This window comes from Halobellus inordinatus, from assembly GCF_024498335.1.
GTDB lineage: Archaea > Halobacteriota > Halobacteria > Halobacteriales > Haloferacaceae > Haloquadratum > Haloquadratum inordinatus.
On sequence record NZ_CP101825.1, the window covers coordinates 771110 to 787368 of the forward strand.

Annotated in this window: 17 protein-coding genes; 10 read left to right on the forward strand and 7 right to left on the reverse strand. The window is 67.5% G+C overall.

What is annotated here, in order from left to right; translation table 11 throughout:
* Positions 1 to 69 precede the first annotated feature (69 nt).
* From NO362_RS03965 to NO362_RS03980, 4 genes are all read left to right on the forward strand, one after another.
* On the forward strand, positions 70 to 309 hold the full coding sequence (locus NO362_RS03965; RefSeq protein ID WP_121570763.1) for a DUF8001 family protein: 240 nt from the start codon (positions 70 to 72) through the stop codon (positions 307 to 309).
* A 73-nt stretch (positions 310 to 382) separates the two neighbouring features.
* On the forward strand, positions 383 to 763 hold the full coding sequence (locus tag NO362_RS03970; protein ID WP_121570762.1) for a helix-turn-helix domain-containing protein: 381 nt from the start codon (positions 383 to 385) through the stop codon (positions 761 to 763).
* Between the two features lie 55 nt (positions 764 to 818).
* Positions 819 to 2084 carry a threonine synthase gene (thrC, locus tag NO362_RS03975; RefSeq protein WP_256546204.1) on the forward strand — a complete coding sequence of 422 codons (1266 nt, stop codon included), beginning with the start codon at positions 819 to 821 and terminating at the stop codon, positions 2082 to 2084.
* Positions 2085 to 2183: 99 nt separating this feature from the next.
* Positions 2184 to 2570 carry a hypothetical protein gene (locus tag NO362_RS03980; RefSeq protein WP_256546205.1) on the forward strand — a complete coding sequence of 129 codons (387 nt, stop codon included), beginning with the start codon at positions 2184 to 2186 and terminating at the stop codon, positions 2568 to 2570.
* 92 nt (positions 2571 to 2662) lie between these two features.
* Here NO362_RS03980 and serA read toward each other — a convergent pair whose 3' ends face one another.
* Positions 2663 to 4270, reverse strand: a complete 1608-nt coding sequence (gene serA, locus NO362_RS03985; RefSeq protein WP_256546206.1) for a phosphoglycerate dehydrogenase — start codon at positions 4268 to 4270, stop codon at positions 2663 to 2665.
* A 131-nt stretch (positions 4271 to 4401) separates the two neighbouring features.
* Between serA and serB the strand changes: the two genes are divergently transcribed.
* On the forward strand, positions 4402 to 5052 hold the full coding sequence (serB, locus tag NO362_RS03990) for a phosphoserine phosphatase SerB (protein WP_256288441.1): 651 nt from the start codon (positions 4402 to 4404) through the stop codon (positions 5050 to 5052).
* A gap of 8 nt (positions 5053 to 5060) precedes the next feature.
* On the opposite strand, the gene NO362_RS03995 is transcribed toward serB, so the two are convergent.
* From NO362_RS03995 to lipA, 4 genes are all read right to left on the reverse strand, one after another.
* Complete coding sequence (locus NO362_RS03995; RefSeq protein WP_256546207.1) at positions 5061 to 6101, reverse strand: DNA cytosine methyltransferase; 1041 nt, start codon at positions 6099 to 6101, stop codon at positions 5061 to 5063.
* Between the two features lie 104 nt (positions 6102 to 6205).
* Positions 6206 to 6427, reverse strand: a complete 222-nt coding sequence (locus NO362_RS04000; RefSeq protein WP_256546208.1) for a hypothetical protein — start codon at positions 6425 to 6427, stop codon at positions 6206 to 6208.
* A 75-nt stretch (positions 6428 to 6502) separates the two neighbouring features.
* Positions 6503 to 7405, reverse strand: coding sequence for an NlaIII/IceA1 family type II restriction endonuclease (locus tag NO362_RS04005; RefSeq protein WP_256546209.1), 903 nt, complete (start codon positions 7403 to 7405; stop codon positions 6503 to 6505).
* A 74-nt stretch (positions 7406 to 7479) separates the two neighbouring features.
* A complete protein-coding gene (lipA, locus tag NO362_RS04010; protein WP_256546210.1) occupies positions 7480 to 8601 on the reverse strand; it encodes a lipoyl synthase in 1122 nt (373 codons plus the stop codon).
* Here lipA and NO362_RS04015 point away from each other — a divergent pair.
* The gene (locus NO362_RS04015; RefSeq protein WP_256546211.1) at positions 8543 to 8887 is read left to right on the forward strand and encodes a 2Fe-2S iron-sulfur cluster-binding protein; all 345 of its coding nucleotides are present in this window, start codon (positions 8543 to 8545) and stop codon (positions 8885 to 8887) included. The genes lipA and NO362_RS04015 overlap by 59 nt on opposite strands.
* A 231-nt stretch (positions 8888 to 9118) precedes the next feature.
* Positions 9119 to 11458 (forward strand): DEAD/DEAH box helicase, encoded by a 2340-nt coding sequence (locus NO362_RS04020; RefSeq protein WP_256546212.1) that lies wholly within the window; start codon positions 9119 to 9121, stop codon positions 11456 to 11458.
* Positions 11459 to 11509: 51 nt separating this feature from the next.
* On the opposite strand, the gene NO362_RS04025 is transcribed toward NO362_RS04020, so the two are convergent.
* Complete coding sequence (locus NO362_RS04025; RefSeq protein WP_256546213.1) at positions 11510 to 12160, reverse strand: HAD family hydrolase; 651 nt, start codon at positions 12158 to 12160, stop codon at positions 11510 to 11512.
* Between the two features lie 75 nt (positions 12161 to 12235).
* Between NO362_RS04025 and NO362_RS04030 the strand changes: the two genes are divergently transcribed.
* The 3 genes from NO362_RS04030 (at position 12236) to NO362_RS04040 (ending at position 15823) form a co-directional block, all read left to right on the forward strand.
* Positions 12236 to 12976, forward strand: a complete 741-nt coding sequence (locus NO362_RS04030; protein ID WP_256546214.1) for a PDDEXK family nuclease — start codon at positions 12236 to 12238, stop codon at positions 12974 to 12976.
* Positions 12977 to 13061: 85 nt separating this feature from the next.
* Positions 13062 to 14177: a tRNA-intron lyase gene (endA, locus tag NO362_RS04035; RefSeq protein WP_256546215.1), complete on the forward strand. Its 1116-nt coding sequence runs from the start codon at positions 13062 to 13064 to the stop codon at positions 14175 to 14177.
* Positions 14174 to 15823 (forward strand): tryptophan--tRNA ligase, encoded by a 1650-nt coding sequence (locus NO362_RS04040; protein WP_256546216.1) that lies wholly within the window; start codon positions 14174 to 14176, stop codon positions 15821 to 15823. Before endA ends, NO362_RS04040 begins: the two co-directional genes overlap by 4 nt.
* Before the next feature lie 16 nt (positions 15824 to 15839).
* Here the strand turns inward: NO362_RS04040 and NO362_RS04045 are convergent, their stop codons facing one another.
* Positions 15840 to 16118: an amphi-Trp domain-containing protein gene (locus tag NO362_RS04045; RefSeq protein ID WP_256546217.1), complete on the reverse strand. Its 279-nt coding sequence runs from the start codon at positions 16116 to 16118 to the stop codon at positions 15840 to 15842.
* Between the last annotated feature and the right edge of the window lie 141 nt (positions 16119 to 16259).

The following is a 16259-nucleotide window of genomic DNA, read 5'->3' on the forward strand; positions in this document are numbered from 1 at the left end:
CTCTGTGGGATCTCGTCTGACCCCTCTCGCACCGACAATAGTCATATCCCTGGCGACGAATGGGAGTGTATGCCAGCGCCACTCCGCATCGAATCGGGCGAGCTAACCGGCCGGGAGATTCTCGACGTGCTCCAGGACGGCCGCCGCGTCGTCGTCGAGGCGGAACTGCTCGGCGGGACGCACGAACTCTCGCTCCGGCACGACGGCGAGATGTACTACTGCGATACACCGACGACGCTGCATAAGCACCCCGACGAGGAGTCGATGCTCACGTGCATCGAGAATATGGGGTACGGACGGACCGAGTGAACCCTGCTCTCGCCCTCTACCGGAACTGCCGACGACGCGGGACTTTAGTCGTGGCGGCGGTGAACTGAGGAGTATGAGCGACGTACCAGAGATGAGCGACCTCCTGGAGACCGAAGAGCCGGGGTTCCAGCAGGTGCTCGCCTGCGTGTTCGGGATCCAGCGTCACGAGAGCCGGACGTATCTCACGCTGCTCGACAGTCCGGGGAGCACCGTCGCGGAACTCGCAGACCTCCTCGACCGCGACCGGAGCAACGTCAACCGCTCGCTGACGACGCTGATGGAGAAGGGCCTCGCGGAGCGTGAACGGCGACTCCTCGACTCCGGCGGCTACATCTACCAGTATACGGCCACCGAACTCCCGCAGGCGAAAGAGATGCTCCACGCCGCGCTCGACGAGTGGGTCGACCGCGTCCACCGGAGCATCGACGAGTACGGACGAGAGGACGCGGCGTGATGACGTCGCACGCGAACCACCCTCCTTTTCACGGCCGAATACGACGGATACGACAATGAGCCTCGAACTCACCGCACCCACGCCCGACGCCCCCGAGGTGGCCGAGGACGGCGTCTGGCTCGCTGACATCGAGACGGGCGAGACGTACGCCCCGTTCGACGAGATCCGCTACACCGGCGAGGACGGCAACCTGCTGGAAGTACGCTACGCCGATCCGCCGACGTTCGAGGACTTCCAGGGCCAGGGCCGCGGCGTCTGGCGCTACCGCGCCGCGCTCCCGTTCGAGGAGGGCGTCAGCCTCCCCGAGGGCGACACGCCGCTGCACGAGGCACCCCGCCTCCGCGAGGAGATCGGCGTCGAGACGCTCCGCGTCAAACACGAGGGGATGAACCCGACCGGCTCGTTCAAAGACCGCGGGATGACCGTCGGCGTCCGCGTCGCGAAGGAACTCGGCGTCGGCCGCCTCGCGTGTGCCTCGACGGGGAACACCTCGGCCGCGCTCGCCGCGTACGGCGCTCGTGGCGGGATGGAGACGCTCGTTCTCCTCCCATCGGGGAAGGTCGCGGCCGGCAAGATCGCCCAGGCCGCGCTCCACGACGCGCGCATCCTCGAAGTCGACGGCAACTTCGACGCCTGCCTCGACATCGTTCAGGACCTCGCCAAACTCGGTGAGGTCTACCTCCTCAACTCGCTGAATCCCTTCCGACTGGAGGGACAGAAGACGATCGGCCTCGAAATCTTAGAGGAGTTCCGCGACGACTACGGTCGCTTCCCCGACCGCATCGTCCTGCCCGTCGGGAACGCGGGCAACACCTCCGCACTCTACAAGGCCTTCCGCGAACTGGTCCAGTCCGGCGCGCTCGATCCCTCGGAGGTCCCGATGCTCACCGGCGTACAGGCCGAGGGCGCCGCGCCGATGGTCGAGGCCATCGAGAACGGCTGGGAAGACACCAAGCGCTGGGACCACGTCGAGACGCGCGCGACGGCGATCCGAATCGGCAACCCCGTCAACGCGCCCAAGGCGCTCCCCGGCATCCGCCAGACGGGCGGCACCGCCGTCGCCGTCTCCGACGACGCGATCACCGAGGCCCAGCGCGACCTCGCACGCGAAGGGATCGGCGTCGAACCCGCCTCCGCAGCGTCCGTTGCCGGCCTCAAGAAACTCCGCGACAAGGGTGTCGTCGACGCCGGCGAGGACGTCGTCTGTCTCACTACCGGCCACCTCCTGAAGGACCCCGACGCGGCGTTCGAGGCCGGCGGCAAGCCCGAACCCGTCGCCAACGACACGCAGGCGGTTCTCGACCTCATCGGCGCGAACTGAGCGCTCGCCTCTCTGTCTCTTTCGACGCTTATACCGGCCGACGACCGTCTGTCCTGTGTCTGACGGGTTTTCTTAGTCGTGTGACACCAATCCACACGTATGTCCTCCGCATCTTCCGAGCCACCGGTGAACGGGGACGATTCGATGACCGACGACCCGGGGTCGCGGACCGACGGCGGGGTCCAGTCGCTCGACGCCTCGGCCCTTCTGGATCGTATCGTCGAACTCGAACGGGCGAACCAGCGGCTACGCGAACAAAACGAGCGGCTCGAACGGAAGGCCGAACGACTCGCGTGCGATCTCGATCACCGCCGACTGGCGCACGGGTACACCATCGACGACTACGAACGTCGGCTCGAAACCGCGAACAGAGAGCTCGCAGAACAGGATGCTGGAGCCGAAACGCGGCCCGGGCGTCTCGTCGACGCCGTCGTCGGTCGGCTCACCGCGGTGCGGAATTCCTCTGAGGATCCGTCGCTGCTGTAGCGGGTGCGACTTATACTGTCGGACAGAACGATGTGAAAATCATCGGCACCCCGTGGGTGCCAACATAATTCACGAACTTCTGTCCGGCAGTATTACTCGTCTTCGCCTTCGTCGTCTTCGCCGTTGAGCGTGAGGTACTTGACGGCGATCATCCGGTCGTCGGCGAGAATCCGCTCTACGACTTCGTCGGGGACCGGGTCGTCGAGGTTGTAGACGGTGAGTGCCTCGCCGCCGCGGTCGTCGCGACGGGCGTTGAACATCCCTGCGATGTTGATGTCGTGTTCGCCGAGCACGGAGCCGATGAAGCCGATGACGCCCGGCTTGTCGGCGTTGCGTGCGACGAGCATCTTCCCGTGGGGGATCGCGTCGACGCGGTAGCCGTCGATCCGGACGATGCGCGGGTCGTCGCCCGCGAACAGCGTCCCGGAGACGCTGAGGGTCTCGTCCTCGTTGCCGACGCTGACGGTTACGAGGCTCTGGAAGTCGTCCGACTGGAGGCGCTTGGACTCGGTCACGTCGATGCCGCGCTCCTCGGCGATCTGCGGCGCGTTGACGGCGTTGACCTGCCACTCCAGCGGCTCGAAGACGCCTTTCAGCCCCGATGCGGTGACGAGTTCGACGTCCTCCTCGGCGATGTCACCCTCGTAGGCGACCTCGACCTCGGAGATCCGACCGTCGAGCAGTTGGGCGCCGATCTTGCCGGCCGTCTCGGCGAGGCCGATGTACGGCTGGATGCGCGGGAAGACGCTCTCGTCGACCGACGGCGCGTTCAGCGCGTTCATCACGGGCTCGCCCGCGAACGCCGCGTCGATCTGGTCGGCGATCGACGTCGCGACGTTCTCCTGTGCCGCCTCGGTGGACGCGCCGAGGTGCGGCGTGACGACGACGTCGTCGACGGACAAGAGCGGATGCCCCTCCGAGATCGGCTCGTCCGCGAAGACGTCGACTGCGGCGCCGTCGAGGACGCCGTCGTCGACGGCCTCAGCGAGCGCCTCTTCGTCGACGACGCCGCCGCGGGCGCAGTTGACGAGGAAGCCGCCGCCCATCAGCTCGAGTTCGTCGGTCGAGATCATCCCTTCCGTCTCGGGCGTCAGCGGCGTGTGGACGGTGAGGAAGTCCGCCTGCTCTAAACACGCCTCGAACTCGACGAGTTCGGCGCCGAGTCGGTCGGCGCGCTCCTCGCTGATGTAGGGGTCGTAGGCGACGAGGTTCATCCCGAGGCCGTCGAGTCGCTTTGCGACCTCCTGGCCGACGCGGCCGAGGCCGACGATGCCCAGCGTCTTGCCGTTGAGTTCCGTGCCGAGGTAGTCGCTTTTGGCCCACTCGCCGGCTTTCAGCCGTGCGTGCGCCTGCGGGATCGAGCGCGCGGCGGCGAACGACATCGCGACGGTGTGCTCTGCGGCCGCGCGGACGTTCCCCTCGGGCGCGTTCGCGACGATGACGCCGTGGTCGGTCGCGGCGTCGATGTCGATGTTGTCGACGCCGATGCCGGCGCGGCCGACGATGACGAGGTCCGGTGCGGCGTCGAAGACCTCCTCGGTCACTTCGGTCCCGGAGCGGACGACCAGCGCGTTGGCGTCCGCGACCGCGTCCAGCAGCGCTTGGCCTTCCACATCGTAGGCTGTCTCTACGTCGTGACCCGATTCGCGAAGCCGTTCGAGGCCCGCGTCGTCGATCGGATCCGTAATAAGCACCTTCATATCCTAACCCACCTCGGGTTCGTGGTTAAACGTTTCTTCATCGGCGCAAACGGCCACCTGTGGCCTGTTACCGACTGTCTAGGGTTCGCCGGATAGGTGATTTAAAACCGTCCGCCGCCGACGCCCCACGTATGCGACTCGTGGCCTTCGACTTCGACGGAACGCTCTCGGACTCCGAGATGACGGTGCTGCTCGGCGAGCGGATGGACGTCGCCGACCGGATGGCAGACATCACAGAGCGTGCGATGAACGACGAACTCTCCTACGCGGAGAGCCTCAGAGAGCGCGCGTCGCTTCTCGACGGCCTCTCGGAGGAAGACGCCGAGGAGGCCTTCGGCGAGGTCCGCCTCCGACCGGGCGCGGCGGCCCTCATCAAGCGCCTCCGCGACGCCGGACACCACGTCGCGATCCTGACCGGCGGCTTCGAGCGCGGGGTCGAGCGCGCCTTAGAGCGCGAGGGCGTCGAGGTCGACACCATCGTCGCCAACCGCCTCCCGATGGAGGGTGGCCGCCTCACGGGTGACGTCGAGGGACCGCTCATCACCGGGACGAAGGACGACGCGCTCGAATCGCTCGCGGCCGACCTCGACGTCCCGCTCTCGCGCACCATCGCAGTCGGCGACGGCGCGAACGACCTCCCGATGCTCGAAGTCGCCGGTCTCTCAGTCGGCTACATCCCGAAAGACGCGGTGCGACCCTCGTGTGACGCCGTCGTCGCCTCGATGTACCGACTCGGCAAGGTGCTCGAAGGATACAGCGTCCTGCGGCGCGAGCAGGAGTAAGAGTCACCTCACTCTGCGTCAGCGATAGCGGCGGCGCCCATCGCCTCGAGGTCGTCGGCGAGCGCCTCCGCGACGGCCTTCGCCAGTTTCGGCGGGACGGCGTTGCCGACGACTTTCAACTGCGTGCTCTTCGGCCCCTGGAAGACGTAGTCGTCGGGGAACGTCTGCAGGATCGCACACTCGCGGACGGTCCCGACCCGGTCCTCCTCGGGGTGGACGAACGGGGCGTTGTGGTTCTCTTTGATCGTGATCGAAGGCTCGTCGCGGCGCAGTCGGCGCCAACTGTCGCCGTAGCTCTCATAGAGGCTGTCGCCCGGTTCGACGTCTCCGATCCGCTCGACCATCTCCGCGGAGTGATTCGTCTTCTCGTGGTTCGGCAGGTCCGCGACGTCCTTCTCTAAGAGCGCGTCCTCGACGGTCACGTACGGTTCGAGCTGTCTGCCGGTGAGCGTCGCCTGTTTCGAGGGGCCGTGCGTCCGCTCTGGATACGTCGGAATCGATCCGTCGCGCCGCCCCTGGAAGATCACGCGGCGGCGCTTCTGCGGGACGCCGTAGTCGGCGGCGTTCAGCGTCTCGTAGGCCGGCTTCTCGTAGCCCGCGCGCTCGAACCCCTCCAGGATCGAGCGAAGGGTGTCGCCGCCCTCCATCGACTTGATGCCGGGGACGTTCTCCATCACGAACGCCTCGGGCTGGACGAACTCGACGAAGTCGATGAAGTTTCCGACGAGGTAGTTGCGCTCGTCGTCGGGGTCGCGGTGGCCCGCGATGCTGAATCCCTTACACGGCGGCCCGCCGATGATCACGTCGATCGCGTCCGGATCGACCGGGTGCGTCTCGAAGAACGACTCGGGGTCCACTTCGGAGAGGTCCGCCTGGATCGCGAGCGCGTCCTCGTGGTTCGCTTCGTAGGTCGCGAGGAAGTCTTCGTTGGCGTCGACGCCGGCGACGACGTCGTAGCCCGCTTGCAGAAAGCCCTCAGAGAGACCGCCGCCTCCGCAGAACAGATCGAGCACCGTGATCGACGACTGACCGGGATCGGGATCCGACATTCGAGGTCGCTCGGTGTTCGTTTCCGACCGTATTTAACAGTCGCGGGGCGCGCGCTGCGGACGCTCGCGCTCACTTCGCGCCTGACGGACGCGCCCGACGACGATCACGTCTCGGTGAGGCAATAGCCCCCTTCGACCGTTTCGAGTTCGCCCTGACGGACTAACTCCGTCAGCGCCCGCTCGACGTCGGATTCGGAGAGACCGCTCCCCTCTAAGGCCCGTGCGACGTCCGTGGCGGACATCGCTACGATCAACTCGCCGTCGCAGTTCAGTTCGATCACGCGCTGAACCAGCTCCAGCGTCCCGTCAGTGATCTGTGCAGACACGGCCTTCTCAGTTGAGCCAGTAGGGCCGCAGCCGATTATAACTCTTTTCGCAGCGACGCACGTGCGAGGGCGCCTCTAGCTCGGTGTCTCACTGCCGTCTCCGTCCAGTTCTGCCTGCAGCGCGGCCCGCCACTCGTGGGGGTTGTACCAGCCACAACCGACGCAGCCGACGTCCTCGTCGTACTCCTCGCCGCCCTCGTAGTAGTAGTCGATCTCGAAGAACCTCGGGCGCTTGCCGCTCTCGACGCAGGCCTCGCACTTCCGGCTCTTGAGGAGGTTGTGCTTCCGCGAGAGGATCTGGAAGTGCTCGCGGACGTCCTCGTCGCTCATCGACTCGTAATCGAAGCTCTCGGATTCGTCCCACCGGACCTCGGGGACGCGGTGGTCGACTTCCAGCGTCGTGCTCGGCGAGGAGCCGTCGAACGCGTCGCGGTGGTCGTAGAGGTCGCGGACGCGCCGCTTGAACGAGTCGGGCATATCCTGCCGCGTGATCGACTTCTGCGTCGGGAACGGGTACTTGAGCTTTCGGTGAAACGTCGTGTTCTCGCAGGTCTCGCAGTGTCGGTAATCGCCCTGCCCCTGACCGGTGTTCTGGACGAACTCGAAGCCCTCCTTGCGGAGCATCTGGATGTCCTTCGCGGGCTGGGAACTCGGAAGTTCACACGCCGAACAGTGCCACTCGCAGTCCGAGAGCGTCTCGAACGTCGCCGCGCGCTTCGTCCCCTCGTTCGAGGGGTTCCAATCCCGCGTGGCGTACTCGAAGACGCGCTCGCCGAAGTCCGTGAGTACGTACGTCGAGCCCTCGATCTCGACGATTCCCTCGTCGGCGAACGCCGAGAGCAACGACTCGGTGTCGGCACTCTCGTCGACCCCCGCCGTGTCGCCGCTATCGGCGAGTTCGGCGAGCAACGCCGTCCGCTCGGCGTCCTCCCGTATCGACAGAATCAGCTCTGCGGTCTCCTCGTCCATTCCGGGCATACGTTCGATTCAGCCGCCCGGGGTCAAAGCAGTACGGGAATCGGCGCCGTTCGGTGCTGCTCGACGCGTCCCCGTCAGCCGCCCGCGGCGCGGGCTTCCAGACGAGCCGCCTCGACGCTCTTGCCGTCCCGCAACACGGCGTCGACGAACAGTTCGCCCGCCTTGTACGACGAGCGGACCATCGGGCCCGACGCGCAGTACAGGAAGTCGAGTTCGTCCTCGGCGACGCGCCGCCACGTCTCGAAGGCGTCGGGGTGGACGTACTCGAAGACGTCGAGATGCGACCGCGAGGGCTGGAGGTACTGCCCGAGCGTGACGACGTCGACGTCCGCCTCCCGCAGGTCCGAGAGCGTCTGATAGATCTCGTGGTCGTACTCGCCGAGGCCGAGCATAATGCTCGTCTTCGTGTAGACGTCGGACTCCTTCGAGACCTGTTCGAGCACCGCCAGCGACTGCTCGTAGCCGGCGCGGCGGTCCCGAACGGGCCACTGGAGTCGCTCGACGGTCTCGATGTTGTGCGCGATCACGTCCGGGCCAGCCTCGATGACCTCTCGAACGAGGTCGGGGTCGCCCTGGAAGTCGGGGATGAGAACCTCGACGAGGATGCCCGGATCGCGGTCTTTGATCTCGCGGATCGTCCGCGCGAAGTGGCTCGCACCCTGATCCGGCAGGTCGTCGCGGTCGACGGAGGTGAGCACGACGTAGTCCAGCCCGATTTCTGCGACGGCGTCGGCGACGTTCGCTGGTTCCTCGGGATCGAGCGCGTCCATCCCGCCGGTCTCGACGTCGCAGAAGTTACAGCCGCGCGAGCAGCGGTCGCCCATCAGCATAAACGTCGCCGTCCCCGGCCCGTTGCGGCCGCTCCAGCACTCGCCGAGGTTCGGGCAGTTCGCCTCCTCACAGACCGTGTGAAGGTCTCGGTCCCGGAGGGTGTCCTTGATGTCCGTGAACTGCCGCCCCGACGGCGGACGCATCTTCAGCCAGTCGGGCTTCCGCCTGCCGCTCATACCGCTTTCTTTGTGTCGCCGAGCAAAAGCCTGCGGGTTGTTTCGACGCGCTCGATCCACCAGCCGGTTTCGCCTCTGCTTCTGTGAGTCCGCCAGCAGAGTCAGGTGTCTCGCGGCCGACCCAGCCTGTATGCCCGAGACCGAGACCGTGCCGCTGACAGTCGTCGACGGCGACGACACGACGACCATCGAGGTCGAACGCGGCGCGAACCTCCGCGAGGCGCTGCTCGACCGCGGCTTTCCCGTCTACGGCACGGTCTCGAAACGCGCCAACTGCGGCGGCCGGGGGCTGTGTGCGACCTGCACCGTCGAGGTCGACCCGGTTCCGGACGCGACCCACTGGCACGACGCCGCGGCGGTCCGATTCGGCTACCCGCGGCTCTCCTGCTGTCTCACGGTCGAGGAACCGATGACGGTCAGGCTCTTGCACAAGTACGTCTGGGGGCAGGTGCTGCCGTTCCGTTCGCGGGGCTGAACCGAGACGCGGGGCGGCATCTCGCCCGGATGGAGAACCACCGCGACCCGCCCGGATGGAGAACCACCGCGACCCGCCCGGATGGAGAACCACCGCGACCCGCCCGGATGGAGAAACGACTTTGCCGCCGGAGGTCCGCGTACCGCGTATGACTCGTCTCGCTCGGATTTCCTCCTCGACTCACCGCGTCCCGACGGGTGCCGCCGCCTCGCCCGTTCGGAGGTGCGGCGCGTGAAGGTCGCAGACGTCGTCCCGGAGTTCGCGGACGCCTTCGGATTCGACGAGTTCAACCGGATGCAGCGGGAGGCCGCGCCCGCCATCCTCGACAGCGACGAGAACGTCGTCGCGGCCGCGCCGACGGCGAGCGGGAAGACCGCGCTCGCCGAACTCGCCATCTGTCGCACCCTCGACGACGGCGGGACGGCGCTCTTTATCGCGCCGCTGCGCGCGCTCACCAACGAGAAGGAGTCGGAGTGGGAACGCTTCGAGGAACTGGGCTACTCGGTCTACGTCGTCACCGGCGAACGGGACCTGAACCCTCGCCGTGCCGAGCGCGCCGACATCCTCGTGATGACGCCGGAGAAAACCGACTCCGCGACGCGAAAGCACGACTCCGCGCGCTACTCGTTCATCACCGACGTCGACTGCTGTGTCATCGACGAGGTGCACCTGCTGGATTCGGACACCCGCGGCGGCGTCCTCGAAGTGACCGTTTCGCGCCTCCGCCGGATCTGCGACCCCCGGGTCGTCGCGCTCTCGGCGACGATGCCGAACATCGAGGACGTCGCGGCGTGGCTGGACGCGCCGCCGGAGACGACCTTCGAGTTCGGCGACGAGTACCGCCCCGTCGACCTCCACGCGGGCGTGCGGACGTACACTCACGGCGACAACGCCTTCGCCGACAAGTACCGCCGCCTCTACACGGCGCTGGATCTCGCGGAGGAACACATCCGCGACGGCGGTCAGGCGCTCGTGTTCGTCTCCTCGCGGCAGGACGCCGTGCGCGCGGCGGGCAAATCGCGCGACGAGATCGCAAAGCGCGACGTCCCGATGGGCGCGCGCGGCGACTACGACTTCCACACCGACGCGAAGGAGTTAGACGACGACGCGCTCGCGAAGGCCGCCCCGGACGGCGTCGGATTCCACCACGCCGGCCTCTCGAAGGGCGACCGCGACCGGGTCGAGGAGTGGTTCAAGGAGGGCAAAATCCAACTGCTCTTTTCGACGTCGACGCTCGCGTGGGGCGTGAACCTCCCCGCGCGCTGCGTCGTCATCCGCGACACCAAGTACCACGACCCGCTGGAGGGCGAAGTCGACATCTCGCCGCTCGACATCCTCCAGATGCTCGGCCGCGCGGGCCGCCCAGGCTACGACGACGTGGGCTACGGCTGGGTCGTCTGCGACCGCTCGGACGCCGACAAGTACCGGCAACTCCTCCGAGAAGGCAAAGAGATCGAGTCGCGGCTGGCCGAAGACCTCGATTCGCACCTCAACGCCGAGATCGCGATGGGAACCATCCGCGACCTCGACGACGTCATCTCGTGGCTGGAGACGACCTTCTACTATCGGCGGGCGCAGTCGCAACCCGAGCAGTACGACTTCGAGAACCTCCGTGAGCGCGTGCGCGAGACGCTCGAATCGCTCGTCGCCCGCGGCTTCGTCCAGATGGGCGAAGACCTCTCGGTGAACGGGACCGCGCTCGGTCGCCTCGCCTCGAAGTACTACCTCCGACTGGAGACCGCAGAGCGCTTCCACGACCTCTGTGAGCGCGAGACGATCTCTGCGGACGGCATCTTAGAGACCGTCGCCGGTGCCGAGGAGTTCCACTCGGTCTCCGCGCGCCAGTCGGAGGCCGACGCCGTCGACGCCGTGCTCTCGGACGTCTCGACTGGGCTGGAGGACGGCCCCCGAAAGGTGCTCGCGATTCTCCACGCCGGGATGCAAAACAGCACGCCCGCCGATCTGCGCTCTGACGCGTGGATCATCAGACAGAACGCACTGCGGCTTCTCTCGGCGCTCCGGGAGTTCCTCGCGGAGTTCGCCGGCCCGCGGGCGGCCAACCTCGCGCGGCGCGTCGAGTCCCGCGTCGAACACGGCGTCCCCCGAGACGCCGTCGGCCTCACTGCGGTCGACGGGATCGGCCCGAACCGCGCGCGGACGCTCGCGACGGGCGGCCTCCACAGCCCGGCGGACGTCGTCGACGCCGGCGCCGAGGAACTCCAGCGAGCGGGACTCTCTGCCGGGGTCGCAGACCGCATCGTCGAGAACGCCCGCTCGTTCCCCGCGATCGACGTCTCGTGGGGCTCCCTCCCCGATAGCATCGCGCCCGGGGCGAACGAGATGTGCGACGTCACCGTCCGCAACGCGGGCGGCGGCGCGGCGGTCGGGATCCGCGTGACGGTCAACGACGTCGAGATGACGACGAAGGAGGCGTACCTCTCGGACTCGCTGACGGTCCCCGTCGGCGTCTTCGGCGCGAACGCCGACGAACTCGACTTCACCGTCGAGGTGACGTTCCCCGGAGAGCCGCTTCACCCCGTCACTGCGAGTCGAACCGTCGAGATCGGATAGGCGCGAGGGACGCGAACGACGCGCTCGACCCAACAGGCCCGACTGACGCCCTCAACCCAGCAGGACGTCGCGCAGTTCCGCGGTCCCCTCGACGACGACGTCGGCACGCGAGAGATCCAGGTCGGCGTTGTGCGCCGCTCGGAACGCGACGGTGAACGCACCCGCGCGGACGGCGGCCTCGATGCCGTTGAGCGAGTCTTCGACGACGACACACTCGCTGGGGTCGACCCCGAGTCGGTCGGCGGCGCGCTCGTAGATGTGCGGTTCGGGCTTGCCGTGCTCGTCTATCTCCTCGGCGCTCAACACCAGATCGAGCGGGCCGAGGTCGAACCGCTCGCGAACGATATTGATCCACGCCCGCGGCGCGGAGGAGACGATCGCGATCGCCCGACCGACGGCCCGTAGCGCGTCGAACAGTTCTGGGATCCCGTCGGCCAACTCCACCTGCTCGCCGTACAGCGACTCCGCGCGCTCCTCGTACTTCGCGACGAACTCGTCTTTCGTCACGACTGCCCCGTACCGCTCGTCGAGGTAGTCGTAGATCTCGTCGTAGGGCATCCCCGTCACCTCCTCGTGGGCGGGTGACCCGTCCGCGAGGGCCGCCGCGAAGACCCACTCGTCCTCGAAGCGGTGCCAGTACGTCTCGGAGTCGACCAACACCCCGTCCATATCGAACAACACCGCGCCGTCGGGCACGTCCATACACCCCCTCACAGCCCTTGGTGCAAAGACCTTCGTGGGAGGGTCTATCACCGATGACGGGACCACGCCCGTCGTATGTCCGAGACGATTCGCGTCTTCGCCGGCGACTGTACGACGACCTTCGAGGGTGCTCGCGCCCGCACGCAACGCGGCCGCGTCGTCATCGTCGTCAAGCCCGACCGAACAGTTCTCGTCCACGACGCCGACGGCTACCAGCCCGTGGCGTGGCTGACGCGCCCCGACTCGCTGACCGTCGAGACCGACGCCGGCGGCTTCGGCCTCGTCGCGCGCGCCGGCGAGCAGGTCCTCCGCGTCGTCGCCCACGAGCGCTCGGGGGAGGCCGAGTATCCCGTTACCGAGGCCGGCGTCCCCGTCGGATCGCACCCCGACACGGGCGAACCGCTCGTCCGCACTAGCGGCGACGTCGTCGGTCTCGACTCCGACCTCCGCTATCCGCTGCCCGCCGGCGCGACCGTCCTCGACGAGACGTGCGACGCGTGCGGCCTCCCGAAGATCCGCGCGGAGGCGGGCGGGGTCTTCGAGATCTGCCTCGACCGCTCCTGTGAGTCGCTCGACGACGCCGTCCGCGAGCGATACGACCGGGAGTGGACGTGTCCGGACTGCGGATCGGACCTTCGGATCATCCGCCGCGGCGGTCGCCTCCTCGCCGGGTGTGACGCCTATCCCGACTGCGATACCGCCTTCGCTATTCCGGCCGGGGTCGTCGTCGACGAGTGCGACTGCGGGCTGCCGGTCTTCGAGACCGCGCGCGGTCGGCGCTGTCTGGACGCGACGTGCGACGCGTTCGAGGCGTGATACGCCGCCGTGTGCTCGTTTCGAAACCCCACTCCAGCACCCGGTGATCGCAGCCCCTTTGTCGTCGCCGACCGCCGATGCGTGTATGGATGGGACACTGGTCGACGGCGTGGTTCGCGTCGGCGGCGACGCCAGACAGCGGTTCTACGACGCCCGCGGGTACGGTCGCCCGCTCGACCGCAACCGCATCGAACTGGCGCCCGTCGAGGCGGCGCACCTCCTCTCGCGGGATGACCTCGACGCCGTCGTCGACGAGTCCGAGCGCGACGGCGACCGGCTGGGGTTCCGCGAGTTCCTCGTTCGGACGGGCGCGACGCTGCGCTTTGCGGTCTACAAGGACCTGCGGGACCGCGGCTTCTATCTCTCGCCCACCCGCGAGGCGTGGCCGGGCGTCGACGCGGACGTCGCGGCCGCCGACAGCGACGTCGATTTCGTCGTCTATCCGCGCGGCAAGGGGCCGTGGGACGACGCGGTCGCCTACCGGATCCGCGTCGCGGGCGAGCGCGAAGCGGTCCGCGCAGCGTCGCTCGGGGGCGTCGTCCTCGCGGTCGTCGACGAGGACGGCGAACTGACGTACTTCGAGACCGACGCCGCTCCGGCGATCGGCGAAGGAGCAGCGGAGGCCCCAGACGGGTCCGGCGCCGGCAGTGGAGAGGGTGCCGACACTTCCGATACTGGACTCCCCGCAGCCGTCGACGCCGATCTGCTCGACGACCGCGTGGTCTGCTATGCGACGGCCGAGGACCTCTACGAGGCGCACTTCTACGGCCAGCGGCTGTTCGGCCGCAACGCCGACTCGGGGCCGCTCCAACTATCGCTCGTCGAGGGCGCGTATCTCGCCCAGCGCGGCGTCGTCGACGTCGACCCCGCGGCCGTCGTCGACCTCGGCCGCGACGTCGAGGGCGAGCGGTTCGACCGCCGCCTGCGCGCGTACGCCGCCCTGCGGGACCGCGGCGTCGTCCCCAAGAGCGGATTCAAGTTCGGCGCGGACTTCCGCGTCTACGAGGAGTTCACCGACGTCGACTCGCTGAGTCACTCGACGGACCTCGTGCGCGTCGTCGCGCCCGACCACACCTTCTACCCGCGGGACCTCTCGCTCGACGTCAGACTCGCCGGCGGGGTCCGGAAGCGAATGGTTTTTGCGCTCACCGCGGCCAACGGCGAGATAGACTGGCTCTCGGTAGCCCGACTCACCCCATGACACGAGACCACGACGCCCGCGACAGTGACGACCGCGCCCCTGATGAGAGCGCGCGGGAGGACGAAAAGCGACTGACGGACGGCGGCACCGACGACGCCGCGGCCGGCGCAGACGACGTCGCGCTCGATCCGTGGGGCTCTTCGACCGTCTCCGACTACCGAAAGCTCTTCGAGGAGTTCGGCATCGGGGAGTTCGACGACGTGCTCCCCGAGGTGCCGAACCCCCACTATCTGATGCGGCGGGGCGTCATCTTCGGGCACCGCGACTACGAGCCCGTCGCCCGCGCGCTCCGCGAGGGCGAGGACGCGGCCGTGCTCTCGGGCTTTATGCCGACTGGCGACCCCCACATCGGCCACAAGCTCGTCTTCGACGAGATCATCTGGCACCAACAGCAGGGCGCAGACGCCTACGGCCTGATCGCCGACCTGGAGGCACACGCCGCCCGCGGGATGACCTGGTCGGAGATCGACGAGCACGCGCGCGATTACCTCCTGAGCCTGCTCGCGCTCGGCTTCGACCCCGAGGAGGGTGAACTCTACCGGCAGTCCGACAACCGCGAGCTGCAGGACCTCTCTTTCGAACTCGGCTCGAAGGCGAACTTCTCGGAGTTCCAGGGCATCTACGGCTTCGACGGCGAGACCAACGTCTCGCATATGCAGTCGGTCGTCACGCAGATGGCCGACATCCTCTATCCGCAGTTAGAGGAGCCCAAACCCACTGTCATCCCAGTCGGCCCCGACCAGGACCCCCACGTGCGGTTCGCCCGTGACCTCGCGGCGCGGATGCGCTTCTTCAAGGTGACCGAGGCGTACGCGAGCTTCGAGCTCACCGACGCCGAGCGGGCGCTCGTGGCGGCCGTCTACGACGAACGCGAGCAGTACGCCGAAGAGCCCGACCGCCCCCGCTGCGAGGAGGCAGGCGCGTGGCTCGCTGCCCACGCGGACCTCGACGACCTCGGTGTCGTCGTCGGCGACGACGTCCGCGAGTCAGCAGTGGAAAAACTGAACAACGCCGGGATGGAGCCGCTCCGTCCCCGCGTCCGCTTCCTCGACGCCAACGCGACGGAGGCGGCGTTCGAAGGACTGATCGAAGCGATCGACGGCGAGAAACGGCGGTACGAGGAGCACGTCGACGCCTTCGACCTCGATCCCGCCGACGCCGAAGAACTCGCGCGCGAGATCGAACTCGACCACGGCGGCTACGGCTTCGTCCCGCCCTCGTCGATCTACCACCGCTTTATGACCGGGCTCACGGGCGGGAAGATGTCCTCGTCGATCCCGGCGTCGCACATCTCTCTCCTCGACGACCCCGAGGAGGGCTACGACAAGGTGAAGGCGGCGACGACCGGCGGTCGCGAGACCGCAGAGAAACAGCGCGAACTCGGCGGCAAGGCCGACGAGTGTCCCGTCTACGAACTGTACGCCTATCTGCTCGCGGGCGACGACGACGACTTCGCGAAGGAGGTCTACGACGAGTGCGTCGGCGGCGAGCGCCTCTGTGGCGGCTGTAAGGAACAGGCTGCGGAACTGATGCGCGAGTTCCTCGAAGACCACCAGGAGAAGCGTGAGGAAGTCGAGGACCTCCTCGAGGATCTCGACATCTCCCTGACGTCGTCACGTCGCGGCGTCGCCCCCGGCGACGAGTGAGTTCGGGGCGCTCGTTCTACTCGATCGTCAAGTCGCCGTCCTCGCCGCTCGATCCTTCGTCCCACTCGATCTCGAACTCGATGCTCAGTTCGCCCGGCCCCTCTGTGGGGCCTTCGCGCTCGGCTTTCACCTCGAACGTCGGCTTCGCCGGCGGTTCGAGTGTCACAGACTGACCGCCGGCTGTCAGCGTGATCGCGTCTCCAGCATCGAGTTTGTCGGCGACGTCGCGTAGGTACGTTGCGATCGACTCTCGGCCCTGTGCGCTTTCGGATTTGAAGAGGACTTCTTCGGGCATATCTCCCTTTTCGCCGCCTCGGGAGATAAGGATGCTGTCGCCGCCGCCACACCCTGCCGTGGCACCTATTCGCACGAATCCGCAATCGTTTTGATCGCCGATAGAGTGGGTTCGGGTATGCGATACGGACCCTGCAGTCCC